The organism is Rhizobium ruizarguesonis (assembly GCF_012349115.1).
Classification (GTDB): Bacteria; Pseudomonadota; Alphaproteobacteria; order Rhizobiales; family Rhizobiaceae; genus Rhizobium; species Rhizobium ruizarguesonis.
On record NZ_PQIG01000108.1, the window covers coordinates 24,332 to 43,884 of the forward strand.

Below are 19,553 nucleotides of genomic sequence, written 5' to 3' on the forward strand. Positions count from 1 at the left end.
TCAGCACCGGCCAGTTCATGCGTTCGCAGTCTCTGCCATTGACGCTTCCTTGGTGCGGGTGAATGCGCGGGACGCCTTCGGCCATGCTGCAGCGCGCGATCTGCAAGCCCGTCATTTCAGGTGCGGTTTAAACTTCGAGCCTTCGATCGGGTTGTTATCTCAGCGGGCCCTGGCGCGTTTCGCAATGAGGGCAGAGGTGGCCGACACCCGGTTACTCTGTTCCCTCGCAAGCCGGGCCTCCCGAAGCCGCAACGTCTTTGCCTGTTGCGACTGGGCGTCGGATTCGAGCTCCTCGGCCGCCTGGTTCTTCGCGAAGAACTGGGTCTGGACGTTGCCGAAGGCGATCTCCGCCCGCTGGCGAGATTTGCTGTATGTTTCTGTCATGTTGGCTCCGATACTCGTGGGCTCGACGCGCGAGCGAAAACAAAAAGGCCAGGCAAATCGCCTGGCCTTGAATGGATAACGTGCTTCCGGCAGTGCCAGTACATCCGTGGTCAAAGGAAAGCAGATACCGATTTAAGCGTTCTGGAGATTGCAAGCGGACATCTTGCCCGACTTGTTGTCACGCTCCAGGTCGAAGCCGATCTTCTGGCCTTCGACAAGTTCGCGCATTCCGGCGCGCTCGACGGCGGAGATGTGAACGAAGGCGTCGTCGCCGCCATTGTCAGGCTGAATGAAGCCGAAGCCTTTGGTGGAATTGAACCATTTAACTGTGCCAGTGGCCATGATGATGAACCCTTTCATAGCAATATTGAAGAACCGCAACGCCAAGGCGATGCGGATGGTGATAGCGATTTTTGAAAGGAAGTTCGTTCAGAGCGCGGTGCCAATCGCGCGATAACCAAGCCAGCAAGCAAAATTCGATGGTCGCTATCTAGCTCAACGCCCCCGCGTTGTCAACCATTGGTTTTCTGGTGGTGCATTGTTCAACTTTTGGATGTCTATGACGCGTTTACACCAAACCGGGCGCCGCGCCCGGGGGCGCGCACGCCCTCTACTTCCAGCGGGCGATGCCGACGGTTTCGGCGATCGCCTGGCGCAGCTCGTCCAGCCCGTCGCCCTTTTCGGACGAGGTGGACAGCACGCCGGGATAGGCGGCCGGGCGCTTGCGGATCTTTTCCGCCGTTTCGGCAAGCAGTTTCGGCACACCAGCCGCCTTGATCTTGTCGGTCTTGGTCAGCACGATCTGGTAGGAGACCGCTGCCTTGTCGAGCAGATCAAGCACGTCATCGTCGTTCTTCTTGATGCCGTGGCGGCTGTCGATCAACACATAGACGCGCTTCAGCGTTGCGCGGCCACGCAGATAATCGAAGACGAGCTTGGTCCACTTGTCGACCTGCTCCTTCGGTGCCTGCGCATAACCATAGCCCGGCATGTCGACGATCGCCGTTGGTGGCAGGTCGCTGCCTTCGCCGGAATAGCCGTCCGGAACGAAATAATTGAGTTCCTGCGTGCGTCCCGGCGTGTTCGAGGTGCGCGCCAGACCCTTCTGGCCGACCAGCGCATTGATCAGCGAGGATTTGCCGACATTCGAGCGACCGGCAAAGGCCACTTCCAACGGCCCTTCCGGCGGCAGGAAATTCAGGGACGGTACGCCGCGGATGAAGATCCACGGGTGGCCGAAGAGCGGCTTTTCGATGTCGGACATGCGGGCTCGGCAATCTCTGGGTTCGGTCTTTTACCGGGCTTCATGGTTTTACGGGCGGATGTCAAGCTTCGACGCCGTTTGCAGGCGTCTTCGTCCGCCGCCTGGAAATGAAAAAGCCCCGCCGGAGCGGGGCTTGGCATCATTTCGACGGGGCCGTTTTTCGTCGGAACAGACCCTTCAGATTGTCGAAGAGTTCGACCTTGACGCCGTGGCGCTTCATGATCACCGACTGCTGTGCTACCGAAAGCGTGTTGTTCCAGGCCCAGTAGATGACCAGGCCGGCCGGGAAGCTTGCCAGCATGAACATGAACACCAGCGGCATCCAGGTGAAGATCATCGCCTGCGTCGGATCGGGCGGCGTCGGGTTCATGCGCATCTGCAGGAACATGGTGACGCCCATGATCAGCGGCCAGACGCCGAGATGCAGAATGGTCGGCGCCTCGAAGGGCAAAAGGCCGAACAGATTGACGATTGTCGTCGGATCGGGCGCCGAAAGGTCCTTGATCCAGCCGAAGAACGGCGCGTGACGCATTTCGATGGTGATGTAGATCACCTTGTAGAGCGAGAAGAAGATCGGGATCTGCAGCGCCACCGGCCAGCAGCCGGCGATCGGATTGATCTTTTCTTCCTTGTAGAGCTGCATCGTTGCCTGCTGCAGCCCCATGCGGTCATCGGCGAATTTCGCCTTCAGCTCCTCCATCTTCGGCTGCATGCGCTTCATGTTCGCCATCGAAGCGTACTGCTTGCTGGCGAGCGGGAAGAACAGGAGCTTGACGACGATGGTGGTGCACAGGATCGCCACGCCGAAATTGCCGAAGAAGCGATAGAAGAAGTCCATCAGCTTGAACATCGGCTTGGTGATGAAATAGAACCAGCCCCAGTCGATCAGCCGGTCGAACTTCGGGATCGAGTAGCTGGCCTCATAGCCGTCGATAACAGGCACTTCCTTGGCGCCGGCGAAGACGAGGTTCTTCAGCTCGATCGATTGGCCCGGCGCCACGGTGAAGGCATCGTCCTTGTAATCGGCCTGATAGCGCGGCTGGCCATCGGCAAAGTGGGAGAAGCGCGCCTCATAGGCGGCACTTTGCGGCGGAACGATCGTCGCCGCCCAGTATTTGTCGGTAATGCCAAGCCAACCGCCGGTGGATTTCGCCGGCATCACGGCTTCCTTTTCGGCGGCGCTATATTTGGTTTCGATCAGGCCGTCATCGCCGATGACGCCGATGAAGCCTTCATGCAGCACGTAGACGGAGGGCGTCGTCGGCTTGTTGTAGCGCGTCACGCGGCCGTAGGAAGACAGCGAAGCGGGCGCCTGGCCGGCATTGCTGATCTTGTCGGCGACGGTGAACATGTAGCGTTCGTCGACGGAAATCGTGCGGGTGAACGTCAGGCCCTTGTCGTTGGTATAGGTCAGCGTCACCGGCGTCTTTTCGGTGAGCTTGGCGCCTTCAGGCGCGGTCCAGAGCGTCGAGGCGCCGGGAACGTTGCCAGTCGCGTCGCTGCCGATATAGCCGAGCTCGGTGAAATAGCCGTCCTTGGTCTCGGCCGGGCTGAACAGCGTGATGGTCGGGCTCGAGTCGTCGACGGTCTCGTGATAGCCCTTGAGCTTCAGATCGTCGAGGCGGGCGCCGGCAAGGTTGATCGAGCCGGAAAGTGCCGGTGTGTCGATGACGACGCGCGGGGTCTTTGCCAGCGCCTGCTCGAGCGTCGCCGTCGCGACCGCCTGACCGGAAGGTGCCGTACCGCTCGGCTGGGCCGGCGTCTCGCCGCCGGCTGCCGGCTGCTGAACCTGCTCGGTCTGCTGCTGCGCCTTCTGGGCTTCCTGCGTCTTGCGCTGGGCCTCGATGCGCGGATTCATATAGAGAAACTGCCAGCCGAGGACGATCAGCACCGAGAGAGCGATCGCAATGAAGTAATTGCGGTTGTTTTCCATCATACGTTCCTGGGGCGTCCGTCTCCGGAGCGCCGGTGTTTCGGCCTGGTTTCCACGCGGGATTTCAGTTCCGCGGCCAATTCCTGGAAGGACGCGTCAAGCACGTCCCTGCGCGCGACAACCACATAGTCGTGTCCGGGCTGCATTGCAAACCCCGCATGAAGCCGCACCGCCTCTTTCAGGCGGCGGCGCATGCGGTTCCGTTCGACCGCGTTGCCATGTTTTTTGGTGACTGTAAAACCGACGCGTGCCTGGCTGTCGGGTTCCTTCCGGTCGAGGACTTCGAGAAGGAAGAGGCCGCCCCGGCGTTTTTCGCCCTCGCGCGCGGCAAGAAACTGCGGGCGGCTCTTCAGCCGCCCGACAGTGTGTTTCTTCTCACTGGTCGTCAATTCGCCCGCCATCTCTTACCGGGCAACCCGGCCTTACGCCGACAGACGATTGCGGCCCTGCGCGCGGCGGGCTGCGATGACCTTGCGGCCACCCTTCGTGGACATGCGCGCACGGAAACCGTGGCGACGCTTGCGAACAAGCTTGGATGGTTGGTAGGTACGCTTCATTTATTTTAAACACCGCGGAGTGCGGCCCTTCTTGAATTTGCATAATGCAAGGAGCGTTGTTTTTCGAACGGGCGGGCCATGAAAGGCTTGAGTGACCGAACGTGCGCGGGCTTATAAGGATGAAGCCCGTAAAAGTCAATTATGCCGGATCATTTCACTCTGCACTGCCGGCCTCGAAAGTAATTTCGCACTCTGGTGTTAAGAAATGAGGCCTGCCCTGAGTGGTTGTAGTTTTGCGTCGTGGCAGATCGATCGCCCAGGTTTTCAGGCGTTTACGCCTTCCGGCCGCATTCGGCATGGATCAATTCCGAAGCCATAATCGTAAATATTAGAAATCTAACTTTAATAAATTTCGCCGATATTCAACGTATCGACTGGGAATTTGCTTTCCAGGCAGTGGCGTAGCTAGGAGCATTGCATTGAAGATCCGGGGCAAAATTAATCTGCTGGTTTGCGTGATGGGCGCGGTCGCACTTCTGATCGGCGCAACGGCATTGTCGGCGATGCACGAATACAGTCGCAACCTGACGGCTTACGAGCAGGCCGCCGCCCGCGCCTATGCCGGCGAACGCCTCAACCGTTTCGTCACGGCTGTGGTCATGGAGGCGCGCGGCATCTATGCCGCCAAAACGATCAAGGACACGCCGAACTTCGCCAAGGGCCTGATGGCCGACCTCGACGAGATCGACAAGGTCATCTCGGGTTGGGCGCCGCTCGTTCCCGAGAGCGAGAAGGCCGATTTTGCCAAGCTTGTCGCCCGCGCCGCGGAATTCCGCACCTTCCGCACGGAAACGGCCCGCCTCGGCACGGAAGTCGGCCCCGAAGCCGCCGGCCAACAAGGCAACAATGACGCCAACCGCGCCAACCGCAAGGCGTTCCAGGCGGAAATCGATGCCGTCGTCGCCACCGACAAGGCAGCACTGGAAACCGTCAATGCCGAGATCGAGAGCTTCCGCTCCTGGGTGCTGATGCTCGTGCTCAGCATCACCGGCATCGGCATCGCCGTCGGCATCGGCATGGGCTTCTATATCGGCACCAGCCATCTCAGCCGCCCGATCAAGCGCGTCACCCATGCGATCAAGGAAGTCGCCGACGGCAATTTCGATGCCGAGGTTCCTTTCGCCGGCCGTCCGGACGAAATCGGCGAGATGGCCGCAGCGGTTGCGGTGTTCAAGGCGAACGGCCTGGCCGTCAAGCGCCTGAACGCCCAGGAAGCGGCGATGCGTGCCAAGAGCGACGACCTGCAGTCGAGCATGTCCGTCGTCGTGGCTGCGGCTGCGGCCGGCGATTTCGGCCACCGCATCAGCAAGGACTACGAGGACGACAACCTCAACCAGTTCGCCGGCAACATCAACACGCTGCTGTCGAGCGTCGATGCCGGCATCGGCGAGACCCGCCGCGTCGTCGCAAGCCTTGCCGAAGGCGACCTCACTCAGACGATGAGCGGCAACTTCCAGGGCGCCTTCGCCGAGCTGCAGCAGAACGTCAACAATACCTTCGTCACCCTGCAGGCGACGATGCGCGAAGTGCGCGAAACGACGGAAGCGATGAACGGCAACACCGCCGAACTGCGCAATGCCAGCGACGACCTGTCGAAGCGCACCGAGCAGCAGGCAGCCGCCCTCGAACAGACCTCGGCAGCGCTCGACGAGATCACCGCCGTCGTTCAGAATTCCACCGAGCGGGCGCATGAAGCCACCATCATGGTGTCCGAAGCCAAGGAGAATGCCGGCCGCTCCGGCGTCGTCGTGCGCAATGCCGTCGAGGCCATGGGCCGCATCGAGCAGGCGTCGCGCGAAATCAGCCAGATCATCAACGTCATCGACGAGATCGCCTTCCAGACCAACCTGCTGGCGCTGAATGCCGGCGTCGAGGCGGCACGCGCCGGCGATGCCGGAAAGGGCTTCGCGGTGGTGGCGCAGGAGGTGCGCGAACTCGCCCAGCGTTCGGCAACGGCTGCCAAGGACATCAAGGCGCTGATCACCAAGTCGGGCAACGAGGTGCAGGTTGGTGTCAAGCTCGTCCAGGCGACCGGCGAGGCACTGGCCGAAATCGGCACCCGCGTCATTGCCATCAACGACCATATCCATTCGATCGCGACGGCTGCGACCGAACAGTCGACCGGCCTCAAGGAAGTCAATACCGCCGTCAACCAGATGGACCAGGTGACACAGCAGAACGCTGCGATGGTGGAAGAGACCTCTGCCGCCACGCACAGGCTCTCGGCCGAAGCCGGTGGACTGGTGCGCCTCATCGCCCGCTTCAAATTGTCGGATGATGCGCCGGCACCCGTGGCGCTCGTCCGCAACGAGCCGCAAAGACCGGTTGCCTCGCCCGCCCGCCGTGCGATCGCCAAGGTCGCCCGCGCCTTCGGCGGTAATGCGGCCGCAGCCGAGCAGAGCTGGGAAGAGTTCTAAGCTTTACTGACCACGCGCCATTTTAACGCCGCCTCCGGGCGGCGTTTTCTTGTGGCGACATGACGCTGCTCGCAAAGATTTGAAAGCGGAGCGTATTGGTCTAATATAGAGCTCAACGGTAAGGGCGGCTGACGTGCTGCCGATCGGGCGAGACGACAATGCCGACAAGAGACCAGGGCGATAATCCTTCGGCGGAAGACCCGGCGGCCGGCGAGGCCGCAAGGGCGCCGTGCCCGTCTGCCGGCCTGTTCGGCGGCATTTCCGGCAAGCTGCTCTGGCTCACCGTCTTCTTTATCATGCTCGCCGAAATCCTGATCTTCTTTCCCTCGGTCGCCAGCATGCGCATACGGTGGCTGGAGGATCGGCTGAATACGGCCGCCGCCGCCGCCATCGTTATCGATGGGCTGCAGCCGGTCGAGCTGCCGCGCGCGCTGCAGAAGGAGACGCTGGAGGCGACCGGCACCAAGGCGATCGTGCTGCGCAAGGACGGCACCTCGCGGCTGCTGGCGACGACCGATATGCCGACCTCCGTCGACGAATCCTACGATCTGACCGACGTGCCGCCGGTAACGGCGATCCGCGATGCGCTCGACACGCTGGTCTTCGGCGGCGGCAGGATGATCCGCGTCTATGGTCCCGTCGGCGACACCAACACCGGCGTCGAGGTGGTGATGAAGGACCGGCAGTTGCGCAGGGCGATGTTCGTCTATTCCCGCAATGTCCTCTTGCTGTCGGTGCTGATCTCGCTGTTCACGGCGACGCTGATCTTCTTTGCGATCAACCGCATCCTCATCGGCCCGATCCGCCGGCTGACCGGCAGCATGCAGCAATTCTCCTCCGATCCCGACAACCCGGCCCATATCTATATCGGTGATGGCGGCCGCGACGAACTGGCGGTCGCCGGCCGCAACCTCACCTCGATGCAGATGGAGCTGCAAAAGACGCTGAAGCAGCAGAAGAACCTTGCTGCTCTCGGCCTCGCCGTTTCCAAGATCAATCACGACATGCGCAATATCCTGGCGTCCGCGCAGCTGCTGTCGGACCGGCTGGTCGACGTCGATGATCCGATGGTCAAGAGCTTCGCGCCGAAGCTGCTGCGCACCATCGACCGCGCCGTCGGTTATACCACCGAGGTGCTGTCCTACGGCAAGGCGAGCGAATCCGCGCCGCGCCGCCGCCATATCCTCCTTCTGGAACTCACCCAGGAGGTCAAGGACATACTGGCGATCGAGCCGCAGAGCGGCATCGAATTCGTCGAGCAGATCGGCGCCGATCTCAAGGTCGATGCCGATGGCGAACAGCTTTTCCGGGTCATTCACAATCTCTGCCGCAACGCGCTGCAGGCACTGACCGCGCCGGGCGAGGGCGCGCCTGGCGCCTTGAGGCGCATCACCGTCGCCGCCCAGCGCGTCGGCAGCGTCGTCAGCATCACGGTCGATGATACCGGCCCCGGCATGCCGCTGAAAGCCCGCCAAAACCTTTTTGCCGCCTTCCGCGGCTCCGCCCGCTCCGGCGGCACCGGCCTCGGCCTCACCATCGCCCGCGAGTTGGTGCTCGCCCATGGCGGCACGATCGCGCTGGTGGAAAAACCGACGGTCGGCACGCAGTTCCGCATCGAGATCCCCGATCGCCCGGTTTCGCTGGAGGATTACCGCAGCCGGACGCACATCGAAAAGTGACAGGGTTTGGCAAGGCGCGGCTGCTGGCAGACAAAGACGCGATTTTTTCAGAAATGCTCTTGCATTGTCCCGAAGGACGTTTTAGAGGATCGCCACGCAAGCGGCACCGCCGCATTTTGCACGCACCCGTAGCTCAGCTGGATAGAGCACCAGACTACGAATCTGGGGGTCAGGAGTTCGAATCTCTTCGGGTGCGCCATTCTTCCCAATTACTTAGCCCTGAGCCGCAGGCTCACAGTATGACCGGGCGCGCACGGGCGGCATCATGTGCCAGAGCCCCCGGCCTCATTCCTTGATCGGTATTCCGGCTTCGATCGCAGCGTCGATGAACGCCTGTCGCGCTTCTTCCCGGTTCCGTTTTCCCGACATGACATCCGCGCAAACCGCACAAGCCCTATCCAAGGCGGGACCCTCTTCGGTCGGCCAGTCCTCGACCAGCGCCCATGTTGCGGCCTGGGTCGTCTGGATCACCACCCACTGATCCGGGCCTTCAAGAGCGAGCGTTACCGGCTTCTTCCAAATGGTTTGCATGATCTCAGGATCTCCGCTGCGTGCTTTCTGTAGGCTGCTCACATAACGCGGTTCATCCAGTGTGGCGAGTGCGGTATGAACGAGATGCTTTTCTCGATCAGCGAACTGCTGGGATGTGCATTTCGAAAAGGGTTTCGTGCCGCCGTTTTGCGCGCTTATGCGACGCCTCTTAGAACTCCTGAACGAATTCGCATGCCAGCAATGTCTTGCCGGGCAAGGCATTACCTTGGCGGGCAACGATGGAGACCTTTCCGGGGCCGGCCATTCCGGGTTCGGGCTGCAGATCTGCCGGCAGCGCGCGCGAATAGCCCTTGGTGGAGGTGCCGAGCAGGTCCGAGGTCTCCGGCTTCAAACCGTATTTTGCGGCCAGATCGTCGGCGCGTTCGCCTTCGACCAAAATTCCAACCGCGTTGCTTGCAAAGAAAACCTCGGTCGACTTAAAGCCGTCGCGGTCTATCTGGTTCGGGAGTTTGTAGATCGCCGCACCCAAGGACGACGTGTCCGGCTTGGCCAAAGCTTCCACGACATCATAGATCTTCATTGCCGATGTCATCGTATAGGGTGGCTTGCAAAGGGCTGCGTCAAAGAACTTGTCATTGGCCGAATCGGCCAGAACCTGTCCGGCCTGAAATGCCGCAAAAGCGACGCACGCGGAGAAGGCGGCGTGGCGAATGAATTGAGGGTTGTGCATGGAATAGTCCTGAGAATGCTGTAGCGGGTTGGTATCCGTTGCAATGCATCTGGATGCTTAGGGGATTCGAAGCAATTGTGCTACCTTAAGTTTACCTCTCGACATTTTCGGGAGGGCTGCCAAATGTTTAGCTTCAAGGTGGCGGTCGATGGCGAATGGGACCAATCCGACGCGTCCGGATCAGAGTCTGGACAGTTTTCGTGGAGACGGAAATTTAAATGACGTCACTCACCCAGGCGCAAATCGCCGAATTTCAGGGCATCGCAAGCTACGCTCCATCGATTTCATCAAGCGATCGACACTCTCTTCTCAAGGCCACGGCTAACCTGCTGGATGAAGACGATCTGCAGAGCATCGCGCGTGCTGATTACGGCAACGACACCGATGAACATCTCGCTCGGCTCGTTGACATCGTCCGGCTGTGCGAATTGCCCTCGCCATTGAAATGGCATCCCCGCGACGTTCTGGAACTGACCCGGTGGTCTGAACCTCAGCAGCAGGCTCCGGGCATGGCGGCGAGACTATCCAGGCAATGCGCGTTTGCGTGCACGGTTCTCCTCGTCTCCTATGGCGATCCGCGCAACGCGGGTGCTTCTTATGGCAGCAACCAGACACTCATAAGCTTGGTCGGCAGCCTGGAAGCGCTCGGGTTGGACGTCGAGGATGAGGTTCTGTCGCTGTTATCCTGGCTTATTCCGCGCCTGCCCGAACATGAAGCGGGAGAAATCCCCTTCTTCGGACTGGCCATGCTGTGGTTCGCGCTCGGCCGCCCGAACCAATGGAACGACGCAGCACTTCTCGGGCTCTGCGAGTGGATCATGGTCACTGAGGAGGCAGCCAAGCGCCGCAAATCCATCGGCTTGGGCGCAACTGGATCGTGGCTGGTTTCGGGAACTGGCTATGACACCCATGTCGACCGGTGGCAGAAATTGGGGCGGAGGCTGGTGGATCGGCTCGACATGCGTCACGGCCCGGACGTCAGAGAGGCTGTCCAACTGATCGGAGCAATGCTGGCATGACCGCGTCCAATGAGGAGATGGCCCAGCAATTGTACAAACAGAAGCGTTATAAGGAAGCCTTGCCTCTGCTGGAGGAGGGCGCAAATGCCGGATCTGCCTGGGCTCATGGAGTGCTTGGTTGGATGTATTGGTATGGGCACGCTGTTCGAAAGGATAGAGATCGATCGCTTCACCACTACCAGCTGGCCTATGACGGCGGAGACGAGTCCGCTGCACATCCTCTCGGGCTCAGCCATTTCGACGCGGGACGCGCCGAACTCGCGCTGGAATGCTTCCGGAAAGACCGCAAGCGCCCGATATCGTCGCTCTATTGGCAATACAGGACGATCGAGGCGCACCCCCATTTGGCGCGGCATGCCGACGAAGCCGCCGACATTCTGTTGGCAGCAGCCGATAGCGGCCACCTGTTCGCGAAACGCGATATGGCTTTTCGAATGATGAAAGGGCACAAGCGCTTCGGGACACGACGCCAGGGTTTGTTTCTATGGTTGGGTATCTATCCCGATCTGTTCCGTCTGGGCCTTGCCGATGTATATGATGAGCGGCTTCGCTAAAGCATGTCGCGCAAAACTGTGCAGCGGTTTAGCGACCATGACATGCGCAAAACCAAAGATAGAGATTGCCGCGGCGCCTTTTGCAGGCAGGAGAGCCAATGATCGCAGCCTATATCGATGAAATCATCATGTTTTGCGCCGGCCTGTGGATGACATCCGTCGGCTTTGGTTATCTGCCATATCCCGGCAAGCCAGCCAGCCGGCCGCCGGTGGTTCGCCATTTCAAGTGGATGGGTCCCTTGCTGCTCGCGATCGCCATCGTTCTGGCCGCTGCCTCCTAGAGCCGCGTGCGTGCTCATGCTCGAGTGAAGCAATGACCAATATGTTGGCCTGTCCCTCGTGCCGATTGGACAAAACAGAATCGATCGTCCATGGCGGTTCCTACATTCTTCGATGCGCCGCCTGCGGCGAAACGATTGTCGCGACATCATTCATGGCGATGCTCGACTCGGGTCACCTGTGTTCGGCCTTCATCGATCCAGGTCCCGGAAAACACCCATCGCCAGAGACGCTCGTCGCGCGTGGACCGCTCCGGCAGATCGCAACGGCAATCAGCGCTGCGGCGAGTGACGGAACTCTGATACGTCTGATCTCCGAAGTGAGAGATTGAAGTCCTCCTTAGCGTTGACTTAGCCGTTTCACTTTGCGGTTGCGATCGAGCCGGCAGCTGGGAGGGGCGCCCTCATGGGCGTAACCGGACGAGAATCTTGGCTTCGGGGAAGGTCAACTGTTCCGCCATGTCTTGCAATAGCTTCGAGTCCGGTTCGCTTATCACAATATGGCCGCCCGTGATCGGCGTCAGGATCCGGGGTTCGATGACAATCTTGTCGTTGATCAGTACCTGCGTTATTTCTCCCAGCGCCGCCTGCGTAAAATCCTGAAATTTTGCAGCGCTTGCGGGTGTGAGCATGATATCCAACTCAGATCCAAAAGAAGTGGGGGCCGAAACCACCTTCGCGCTCTTCACTTCGAGCGAGACAGGCGCGATCGCCTTCGGTCCGTCATTGTCTGGAGCCACGGTCTGCGATGCCTTCGGTGGGGCAGGCGGTGTCGAAAGCTCATCCAGGATGCCCGGCCCGGCCTTGGCCGATGGCAGCGGCTCGATATGCAAAACGGGCGTCTGCAAGTCTTTTGCCGTCAGCACGGCGGGAAGCGGCAAGCTGGCCGGCATGTCTTCACGTTGGATATGGGTGTATGTGCGCAACGTCGTCCCTCCTGCCGCGACCGTCACGATCTCCGACGCTTCGAGCGTCGAACCATCGTTCAGGGACACCACGAGTTCGACGCTTCGGCTCTTGCTGGCGCGTTTGACGGAGGCCAGCTGATCGGCGGTGAGGCTCTTTGCCCGCTCGGCAAAGCCCGTCATCAAATTTGCGATCGCCGGCTGCTGCGACTGGCTGAACGCTGCGGCGTCGGCTTCCTCCGACAGCGAAAGGGTTGCCGTGCGTGCGGTTGCGTCGGTGGATTTCAGAGTCCAGGTCGATGTCACCGGAACACTGACGCCGCCGTAATCTTCGTCCCGGGAGGTCGTCGAGGCCGGTCCGATGTCCATGGTCTCATCCTGGTAGGATTGTCCCGTGGCGAGCAGTTGCGCCTCCGGCACCAAGGCGGCAACGATTTGAAGAGGGTTTGCCTCCAGCTTGGCGATGATGTCATAGACCCCGCTTTGTCGCGCCGCGGAGGCGCCAGCCGCGGGAACTCCACCCGGTCCATTGGCCGCCACCTCCCACATGTGTGCCACGATCTGATCGACACCGGAGAGATCGCGCGGGTTGCCGTTCAGGTCGGTTTCGAGTTCGAGCGCAGCGGTGCCATAGGCCGTGAGGGAATTCCGATAGAGCAGGTTCATCTGATAGCTATCGGCAAGGCCCGCAATGTCTTCCGGCAAGTCGGCGCTGAGGGACCAGCGGACCCGCATGCCGTCTTCATCCAGCGACAGAACCGTCATACGCTGGCGAAACGCGCCGCGCATCGTCATGGCCGAGGCGCCTGGCTTGTCGAACCAGAACGACATATCGGTCTCGGTCGCTTTTTGAACGCGGTAGCTGCGCTCGACGCCCGGCGCCGGCGCGTAGCCCGGGATATCGATGCCGCCGGCGGACCATGCCGGATGGGAGAGTGTGAGGCACAGGCAAAACCAGGCAAATCTCTTCCAGTGCGGTGATGTCATGCGGGCAGGGCCTCCGAACATTGAAGGTTGTGGCGCGCCGTCCGGCCGCCGGCCGCGAGCATGGGTAGTGCCGACGCTGCGATAATCGTTTTGCGCGAAACTGCTTCAGGTTTTCAAGATCGAGATCGGGAGATCAAGGATAAGCACTTCTCGTCGGCTGCTCCAATCTCTGCCCCAAGACAGCGAAGCGAAAAACTATTGAGCGGTCGGGTGGTCTCTCAAATCGTCTTCCCTTTCTTTCTTCCCGAACGAAGATGAGTAATAGCCACTGCAAATCAGATATGAGCACTCATCCGGGTCGCCCATTTCCCATCCTGGCAGGCAGAGCACGACGCGTTGGAACTTGGCGTTGCAAAGTCCGTGGTTTGCTAAGAGCCGCGGCTCGTTTCCGAAATACGTGCTTATGGCTTTCTGACGAGTCCACGCAGGCACAGCTTTCCAATCAGCGGCGCCGCCCTCATTGGCGATCGCACAGAGCGACCAATTGGATATCATGATCGGCTGATCGCAGGGAAAGGCTTGGACGGCGCTTGCCAGCAAGATCGAAACCAATGCCGGCAATCGCCGGATGCAAACGACCACGCTCTTCTCCCCCATACCGCTTATTCGCATCGGACTTCTACCCCGAGATTCATTGCACCGATCCTAGCAGAAGGGACTGGATAATAGAAGATCATAACTAAGAATATTTTCCTAGTTCATGGATCGTTCTTGCGCTAGGTTTGCCGCCATTGCAACCACGGACTGTTAGATGTTGAGCAAATTTTTTCTCAGAGATGAGGTGATGGTGTGGACGAGCTTTGGCCGTCACGCGCTGCATGAACGGAGTTCCCGCAACAGGCTCCGGAGGGCGGGCGGATACCGATCGACAACACGGGCGAGGGGCTGATGGCGGAATTCAACCCTCGCGACAAAAGCCGAACCAGTCAGGGAAAGACGCGGGCGATGGTGCGCAAGCATACTGCTCCGCCGGGCGCGGCGGATGACGGTAGCCTTCGCTGGCAATGGTTCACCATTCAGTTGCTGGAATCTGCGGCCTTCACGACATTGAGTGCGAACGCCTGCCGCGCCTTCTTCCGCATCGTCATCGAGCACACGTCGCACGCCGCCCTGGAAAACGGCAAGCTGATCGTGACCCATCCTCAGTTCGTGTCCTACGGCGTGACCGGCGAATATGTGGCCGATGCGATCGACGAGCTCGAATATAAGGGGCTGATAAAAGTTCGCCGCGGCCGGGCAGGCAGCGGTGTCGCGCATCCCAACCGGTTCACGCTGACTTTTGTCGGTGACCATGAAGGCACGCCACCCACCGACGAGTGGAAGCGATGCACGGCGGAAAGGTGCCGGAAATGGTCCGAGACCGACCGCAAGATTGCTGCCGACAAACGCGGGCGCGTCGGCCGGAAGAAAAAAATCCCACTTCGGAATCCCGAAATCCCCCCGCTTCGGGATTCCGAAATCCGCCGCGCTTCGTGAGCTGTGCAGCTGAAGAAACGTTGAATGAATTCAATGCCCCAACCAATTTCGGGATTCCGAAGTGCTATATAGATCTTGGTGGGGTGTCCCTAACGAAGGCACTTTGCCACGATCAGGAACTCCGTCTCCCGCCCCCCGATCTTTCCGGCCGAAACCGTGCGAAGCAGAAGGCCGAAAGCTTCATAGAGCCAATAAAGTGGGGGAATTCGGTCCTTGAGCGCGTGCACCTGTGTCGACACATACTCGCCGACGAAGACGACATCCATGCCGAGTTCCTTCAATGTCCCGGCAATCTCCGAATGGGATGCCTCTGCGGCGTGCTCGACGCGAAATGGGGCATAACCCGGCTTTCCGGCGTTTTTCTGTCTGAGAACGTAGCGATAGAACAAGGCGTGGGTCCACCAGGGCGCGGCGCCGTCCGGTCGGAATTGGCAGGCAAACCGTCAGCCTAGTTTCGCGCAACCTTCCTGATGTATCCGCAGGTCTGATGATCTTTGAGGCGCTTCAGCCGGAGGAATGCATGTCGGTGGGAATTTTTCGGGCTCTGGCTGCCCTGGCGATGGTGACGGGCCTTGCCGGCTGCATCGACCATGCCAATGATCCCGTGCTCCTGGCGGTGGGTGTTCCGGTCAATCCGCCCGCTGTCGCGCACGGCCTTTGCATGACCGACGGCAACGCCATGTATGACGAGGCGAGGAAGCAGTATCAGCTGCGCGCCCAACTGACCGGATATGCTCAAGCCGATGAGCTTGAGGCCGAAACGATAGCGCGCGCGGCCGCCCATCGCCAATATGTCGCCTGCCTCTCCGGCCAGGGCTACCGGACATTATACGCGAATTGAGAACAGAGAATTCGCGTTTCCTCACAAACGCCGTTTGAGCCCTCTTTCTGATCGCGACTTTTCACGTTTTTTGGCTATTTGGTCACGCCGGATCGCCTGCAATCACGAGTTTTGGAAGTTGCGTGCTGCGGCGGAACTCCGCAGTTGGGAAGCGCATTCCCCGGAGATAAATCCAGTAAGGAGGGTTTATCATGAAGATGCTCAGTCTCACCCCTTCCACCGCCGCCCTCGGCGCCCTTCTCGCCCTCGCGTCGATTGTCCCCGCGCGAGCCGCACCCGTCCAGACGGTTTCCCCGCCAACTGTCTCGGACGTGAAAATGGTGCAATATAAACCACATGCCGGGTCCCGGCATGGCTATCAGGGCTTCCGCACCGAGCGCCCCGGCACCCGCCGCCACTCCGATGGCTACTGGTATCCGCTTGCCGCTTTCGGCGTCGAGGCCGGCACCACGGGCTCCATCGTCCGCCCGCCGGTCAACAGGCCGGCAGCTCCGGAAATGTGCAACCCTACGTTTTCCGGATCGATCGGTCCTGGCAGCATGCCGTGTGATAACGGCTATTGAGCCGGCAAATGAAGGAGGCGGCGAGGAGCCGCCTTTTTCTCGATCGGGCCGCCGCTCACATATCCGTGACCTCTTATTTGACACCGTAGTATGTGACAGATCGCCTTCCTAACTCCGGGACGTAAATTCCCTGAATCTTCCCAAGGAGACGATGATGACCACGACTTTCAAGAACGGCCTGGTGGCCGCTGCCTTCGGCGCAATCCTCGGCCTCTCGGCCTTCTCGGCCACGGCAGCTCCCCTCCAGTCGAGTGCAACGGAGCAGGGTGCAGCCACGCGTCCGGTTGCGAGCCAAGAAACCACGGTGCAGCACGACCGGCGCACGACCGGTTCGATCGGCGAGCGCGCCTCGGAAACCACGGGTTCGACACATTATATGATGAACCCGAAGAAGCCGCTCAACATGGATTGCAAGCTCGGCTTCAACCCGACCAGCAGCTCCAGCTGCAATTACTGACGAGGCGCTCGGCCGTTCCCATCGCGAGCGACCCCGTCTGAGCTGAAGGGCGGCCTCCGAGCCGCCCTCAGTGTGTTGGCAAACCTCGCTCTTCCCTCGGCGCCATCCTCGGCCTTGCCAGCCGGATACGACATGTCCTTTCCCAACTGTCGTTCGTACGATGTTGCATCGAATGCAAAAATGCAATAAGTACAGAATCAGGCAAATTGTTGACAGTGGTGTTGCGAAAAGCCGCAGCCAAGAGCGATTGACGCCTCTGCCTTGGAATTGCCATGCTCGCCGCGATGGTCGCATTTCGTAATCAATCGAATTTCAGACAGGTGGGATAATCATGACTGCAAAGTCCGCACGCGCCGATTTCCTGCATTTTTTCCGCTCCTGGATCAGCAATCCGCTTCGGGTGGCGGCCATCGCGCCGTCGGGGGATTCGCTTGCCAGGATCATGACCAGTGAAATTGCCGCACTCGACGGTCCGATCATCGAGCTCGGCCCGGGAACCGGCGTCTTTACCCGGGCGCTGCTGGCGCGCGGGGTGAGCGAAGCCGATCTGACCCTGATCGAGTATGGCCCGGAGTTCATCACCTCGCTGCAGGCGCGTTTCCCCACGGCGCGTGTATTGCAGATGGATGCCGCCCATCTCGCCCATGCCGATATTTTCGAAGGCGAGCCGGTCGGCGCTGTTGTCAGCGGCCTGCCGCTGCTCTCCATGCCGCCCCGCAAGATCGCCTCGATCATGGCCGGCGCCTTCGCCTATATGCGGCCGGGCGGGGCCGTCTATCAGTTTACCTATGGTCCCCGCTGCCCGGTGCCGCGGCCGATCCTCGACCGTCTCGACCTGAAGGCGGTGCGCATCGGCGGGACGGTGCGCAACCTGCCGCCGGCGTCTGTCTACCGGATTTCGCGCAGCAAACCGCTGGAACTGTCGCGCGAGCGCATCGGCTATCGCGAGAGCGAGACTGACATCGACGACGTCGCCGCCTTTTCCAACGAAACCGGCGGCTGAACGATGATGCCGGGCCGGAATGGCTGAAAACAAGCGGACGGAGACGACCGAAGGCAGGCGGGAACGCAAGCGGCGGCAGACGCGCGAGCGCATCGAGCAGGCGGCCATGACCCTCTTTCTGCAACGCGGCTTCGATGCCACGACGATCGAGGACATTACCGAGGCGGCCGATGTCTCCAAGCGCAGTTTCTTCGATTATTTCCCCTCCAAGGAAGAGGTGGTTTTCGCCTGGCAGGATGCCTTCGCCGATCGCCTGATGGCGGCGGTCGCGGCAAGGCCGGCGGCAGAATCCTCGGTCGCGGCGGTCGAGGTGGCGATCACCGCAACCGCCATCGCCTCCGTCGAGGAGCCTGGCCTGGCGCTTGGTGAACTCATCCATCGCACGCCGGCGCTGAAGGCCCGCGATCAGCTGAAATACGCCAGGCTCGAACAGAAGCTCGCCGAGGCGCTGCTTCTGCGCAAGGGAAATGATCCAGAGCAGCGCTCGCGCATGCGCCTCCTTGCGGCGATCGTCATCGGCGCGCTGCGCGTCGGCGGCGAACTCTGGCAGCAGCGCCCGCCGGGCGCCTCGCTTGAGGATTTCGCCCGGGAGATTTTCGCCGACCTCTGGAAGATGCTGGCGGAATTCGGCGACGAGGCAAAGACCAGGCTGTGACGCAGGCCGCCTGAGGATCAGTGCACTCTCCCCAAGCGTCGGTTCGATGTCGATGTTTCCGCTCATCCCTGTCATCAGGGCCCTTTCATCGGGACTGGGCCGTCCTATATCTGCAAGCGTCGCAGCGGCCGCATTCTGCTGATCCCCACGATGGGCGGATCATCACCATGGCGGGCATCGCTTTCGATCAGGGCAGACATTCGCGCTCGAAGGCATCTCCGAAAGCCTCGGCATCCGTGCCGCCGCTGTTCAACCGCCTCCGACCGCTTCACCGATTTCAATGATTGATTGATAAGAGAGGAAAGACCATGTCCAGTTACAACGCAGCCCAATACAACGCAGCGAAGTCAGGCACCTTCAAGATCGGCGGCAATATCGAGATCAATCGTCTCGGTTTCGGCGCCATGCGCGTCACCGGCAAGGGCATCTGGGGCGAGCCTTCCGATCATGCCGAATCCATCCGTACGCTGAAGCGCCTGCCGGAACTCGGCGTGAACTTTATCGATACGGCCGATTCCTACGGCCCCGATGTCTCTGAATGGCTGATCAAGGAAGCGCTGCATCCCTATGGCGGCAAGTCGGTCATCGCCACCAAGGGCGGCCTGACCCGCCACGGACCCGATATCTGGCTGCCTGTGGGACGTCCGGAATACCTGATCCAGCAGGCGCATAAGAGCCTGCGCAATCTCGGCGTCGAGCAGATCGATCTCTGGCAGCTGCACAGGATCGATCAGAAGGTGCCGGCCAAGGAACAGTTCGATGCGATCAAATCGCTGCTCGATACCGGCCTCATCCGCCATGCGGGTCTGAGCGAAGTGTCCGTTGCCGACATCGAGGCCGCCTCGAAGCACTTCAAGGTCGCGACCGTCCAGAACCGCTACAATCTCGTCGATCGCACCAGCGAGGACGTGCTCGATTATTGCACCAAGCACAATATCGGCTTCATCCCCTGGTACCCGCTCGCCGCCGGCGATCTCGCCAAGCCCGGCTCGCTGCTCGATACGATCGCCAAAAAGCACAATGCCGCACCCAGCCAGATCGCGCTCGCCTGGGTGCTGAAGCGCAGCCCGGTCATGCTGCCGATCCCCGGCACCTCCAAGGTCAAGCATCTCGAGGAAAATGTCGCAGCCGTCGACATCACCCTCTCGAACGAGGAATTCTCTGCCCTCGACGGCGAAGGCAGGAAGGTCTTCAAGGCTGCTTGACGAGGCGGGGCACGGAGAGGTCGCGGCATGTCCTCTTCTCCCCTCGGGGAGAGCGACTGTCTTGTTTGTCAAGCGTTTTGCCATGGTCGTCCGTCCCTTATGATGGCGTTGAGGATGGTGAGCAGCTTGCGCATGGTTGCGACGGTGGCGACGA

The 19,553-nt window shown here is 60.6% G+C and carries 23 protein-coding genes, 1 tRNA gene and 1 pseudogene; 14 read left to right on the forward strand and 11 right to left on the reverse strand.

Translation table 11 applies throughout. From position 1 onward, the window contains the following. Window positions 1-159: 159 nt before the first annotated feature. The 6 genes from C3Y91_RS29160 to rpmH all read right to left on the reverse strand — a co-directional run bounded on the left by C3Y91_RS29160 (window position 160) and on the right by rpmH (window position 4,138). Window positions 160-384 carry a hypothetical protein gene (locus tag C3Y91_RS29160; RefSeq protein ID WP_018485371.1) on the reverse strand — a complete coding sequence of 75 codons (225 nt, stop codon included), beginning with the start codon at window positions 382-384 and terminating at the stop codon, window positions 160-162. Between the two features lie 132 nt (window positions 385-516). Next, window positions 517-726, reverse strand: coding sequence for a cold-shock protein (locus C3Y91_RS29165; protein ID WP_003545000.1), 210 nt, complete (start codon window positions 724-726; stop codon window positions 517-519). 268 nt (window positions 727-994) lie between these two features. Next, a complete protein-coding gene (yihA, locus tag C3Y91_RS29170) occupies window positions 995-1,648 on the reverse strand; it encodes a ribosome biogenesis GTP-binding protein YihA/YsxC (protein ID WP_130663971.1) in 654 nt (217 codons plus the stop codon). A 139-nt stretch (window positions 1,649-1,787) separates the two neighbouring features. Then, window positions 1,788-3,581, reverse strand: a complete 1,794-nt coding sequence (yidC, locus tag C3Y91_RS29175; protein ID WP_024323877.1) for a membrane protein insertase YidC — start codon at window positions 3,579-3,581, stop codon at window positions 1,788-1,790. Further along, window positions 3,581-3,982 carry a ribonuclease P protein component gene (gene rnpA, locus C3Y91_RS29180; protein ID WP_064245136.1) on the reverse strand — a complete coding sequence of 134 codons (402 nt, stop codon included), beginning with the start codon at window positions 3,980-3,982 and terminating at the stop codon, window positions 3,581-3,583. Before rnpA ends, yidC begins: the two co-directional genes overlap by 1 nt. 21 nt (window positions 3,983-4,003) lie before the next feature. Next, entirely contained in the window at window positions 4,004-4,138 is a 135-nt protein-coding gene (gene rpmH, locus C3Y91_RS29185; RefSeq protein ID WP_003545006.1) for a 50S ribosomal protein L34, read from the reverse strand. A gap of 419 nt (window positions 4,139-4,557) precedes the next feature. On the opposite strand from rpmH, the gene C3Y91_RS29190 reads away from it, so the two are divergent. The 3 genes from C3Y91_RS29190 to C3Y91_RS29200 all read left to right on the forward strand — a co-directional run bounded on the left by C3Y91_RS29190 (window position 4,558) and on the right by C3Y91_RS29200 (window position 8,433). Next, the gene (locus tag C3Y91_RS29190) at window positions 4,558-6,555 is read left to right on the forward strand and encodes a methyl-accepting chemotaxis protein (RefSeq protein WP_130660792.1); all 1,998 of its coding nucleotides are present in this window, start codon (window positions 4,558-4,560) and stop codon (window positions 6,553-6,555) included. Between the two features lie 158 nt (window positions 6,556-6,713). After that, on the forward strand, window positions 6,714-8,234 hold the full coding sequence (locus C3Y91_RS29195; protein ID WP_130687490.1) for an ATP-binding protein: 1,521 nt from the start codon (window positions 6,714-6,716) through the stop codon (window positions 8,232-8,234). A gap of 122 nt (window positions 8,235-8,356) precedes the next feature. Beyond that, window positions 8,357-8,433 (forward strand) — tRNA-Arg (locus tag C3Y91_RS29200). A gap of 86 nt (window positions 8,434-8,519) precedes the next feature. Here the strand turns inward: C3Y91_RS29200 and C3Y91_RS29205 are convergent. Both C3Y91_RS29205 and C3Y91_RS29210 read right to left on the reverse strand, forming a co-directional pair. Continuing rightward, on the reverse strand, window positions 8,520-8,765 hold the full coding sequence (locus tag C3Y91_RS29205; protein WP_012755837.1) for a DUF982 domain-containing protein: 246 nt from the start codon (window positions 8,763-8,765) through the stop codon (window positions 8,520-8,522). A 169-nt stretch (window positions 8,766-8,934) separates the two neighbouring features. Next, window positions 8,935-9,456, reverse strand: a complete 522-nt coding sequence (locus C3Y91_RS29210; protein ID WP_130687492.1) for a hypothetical protein — start codon at window positions 9,454-9,456, stop codon at window positions 8,935-8,937. A 218-nt stretch (window positions 9,457-9,674) separates the two neighbouring features. On the opposite strand from C3Y91_RS29210, the gene C3Y91_RS29215 reads away from it, so the two are divergent. The 4 genes from C3Y91_RS29215 (at window position 9,675) to C3Y91_RS38190 (ending at window position 11,639) form a co-directional block, all read left to right on the forward strand. After that, the gene (locus C3Y91_RS29215) at window positions 9,675-10,475 is read left to right on the forward strand and encodes a hypothetical protein (protein ID WP_130687494.1); all 801 of its coding nucleotides are present in this window, start codon (window positions 9,675-9,677) and stop codon (window positions 10,473-10,475) included. After that, window positions 10,472-11,029, forward strand: a complete 558-nt coding sequence (locus C3Y91_RS29220) for an SEL1-like repeat protein (RefSeq protein WP_130687496.1) — start codon at window positions 10,472-10,474, stop codon at window positions 11,027-11,029. Before C3Y91_RS29215 ends, C3Y91_RS29220 begins: the two co-directional genes overlap by 4 nt. Before the next feature lie 98 nt (window positions 11,030-11,127). Next, window positions 11,128-11,310, forward strand: coding sequence for a hypothetical protein (locus C3Y91_RS29225; RefSeq protein ID WP_130660798.1), 183 nt, complete (start codon window positions 11,128-11,130; stop codon window positions 11,308-11,310). A gap of 32 nt (window positions 11,311-11,342) precedes the next feature. Then, on the forward strand, window positions 11,343-11,639 hold the full coding sequence (locus C3Y91_RS38190; protein ID WP_130687498.1) for a eukaryotic translation initiation factor eIF-2-beta/eIF-5 family protein: 297 nt from the start codon (window positions 11,343-11,345) through the stop codon (window positions 11,637-11,639). Between the two features lie 72 nt (window positions 11,640-11,711). Here the strand turns inward: C3Y91_RS38190 and C3Y91_RS29235 are convergent, their stop codons facing one another. Beyond that, a complete protein-coding gene (locus C3Y91_RS29235; RefSeq protein WP_130687500.1) occupies window positions 11,712-13,199 on the reverse strand; it encodes a preprotein translocase subunit SecD family protein in 1,488 nt (495 codons plus the stop codon). A gap of 195 nt (window positions 13,200-13,394) precedes the next feature. Beyond that, window positions 13,395-13,811, reverse strand: a complete 417-nt coding sequence (locus C3Y91_RS38195; RefSeq protein ID WP_130687502.1) for a hypothetical protein — start codon at window positions 13,809-13,811, stop codon at window positions 13,395-13,397. 276 nt (window positions 13,812-14,087) lie between these two features. Between C3Y91_RS38195 and C3Y91_RS29245 the strand changes: the two genes are divergently transcribed. After that, complete coding sequence (locus C3Y91_RS29245) at window positions 14,088-14,675, forward strand: hypothetical protein (RefSeq protein ID WP_130663979.1); 588 nt, start codon at window positions 14,088-14,090, stop codon at window positions 14,673-14,675. Between the two features lie 89 nt (window positions 14,676-14,764). On the opposite strand, the pseudogene C3Y91_RS29250 reads toward C3Y91_RS29245, so the two are convergent. Then, window positions 14,765-15,082, reverse strand: a pseudogene (locus tag C3Y91_RS29250) (class I SAM-dependent methyltransferase); the annotation flags it as partial. A 113-nt stretch (window positions 15,083-15,195) separates the two neighbouring features. Between C3Y91_RS29250 and C3Y91_RS29255 the strand changes: the two are divergent. From C3Y91_RS29255 to C3Y91_RS29280, 6 genes are all read left to right on the forward strand, one after another. Then, a complete protein-coding gene (locus tag C3Y91_RS29255; protein WP_024324019.1) occupies window positions 15,196-15,516 on the forward strand; it encodes a hypothetical protein in 321 nt (106 codons plus the stop codon). A 191-nt stretch (window positions 15,517-15,707) separates the two neighbouring features. Continuing rightward, complete coding sequence (locus C3Y91_RS29260) at window positions 15,708-16,079, forward strand: cell surface protein (protein WP_168576108.1); 372 nt, start codon at window positions 15,708-15,710, stop codon at window positions 16,077-16,079. Window positions 16,080-16,233: 154 nt separating this feature from the next. Beyond that, the gene (locus C3Y91_RS29265) at window positions 16,234-16,536 is read left to right on the forward strand and encodes a hypothetical protein (protein WP_130656296.1); all 303 of its coding nucleotides are present in this window, start codon (window positions 16,234-16,236) and stop codon (window positions 16,534-16,536) included. A 331-nt stretch (window positions 16,537-16,867) separates the two neighbouring features. Continuing rightward, entirely contained in the window at window positions 16,868-17,539 is a 672-nt protein-coding gene (locus tag C3Y91_RS29270; protein WP_018495639.1) for a class I SAM-dependent methyltransferase, read from the forward strand. A gap of 19 nt (window positions 17,540-17,558) precedes the next feature. Beyond that, window positions 17,559-18,194, forward strand: a complete 636-nt coding sequence (locus C3Y91_RS29275) for a TetR family transcriptional regulator (protein ID WP_130660803.1) — start codon at window positions 17,559-17,561, stop codon at window positions 18,192-18,194. A gap of 308 nt (window positions 18,195-18,502) precedes the next feature. Then, the gene (locus C3Y91_RS29280; protein ID WP_130687506.1) at window positions 18,503-19,399 is read left to right on the forward strand and encodes an aldo/keto reductase; all 897 of its coding nucleotides are present in this window, start codon (window positions 18,503-18,505) and stop codon (window positions 19,397-19,399) included. The last annotated feature ends 154 nt before the right edge of the window (window positions 19,400-19,553 follow it).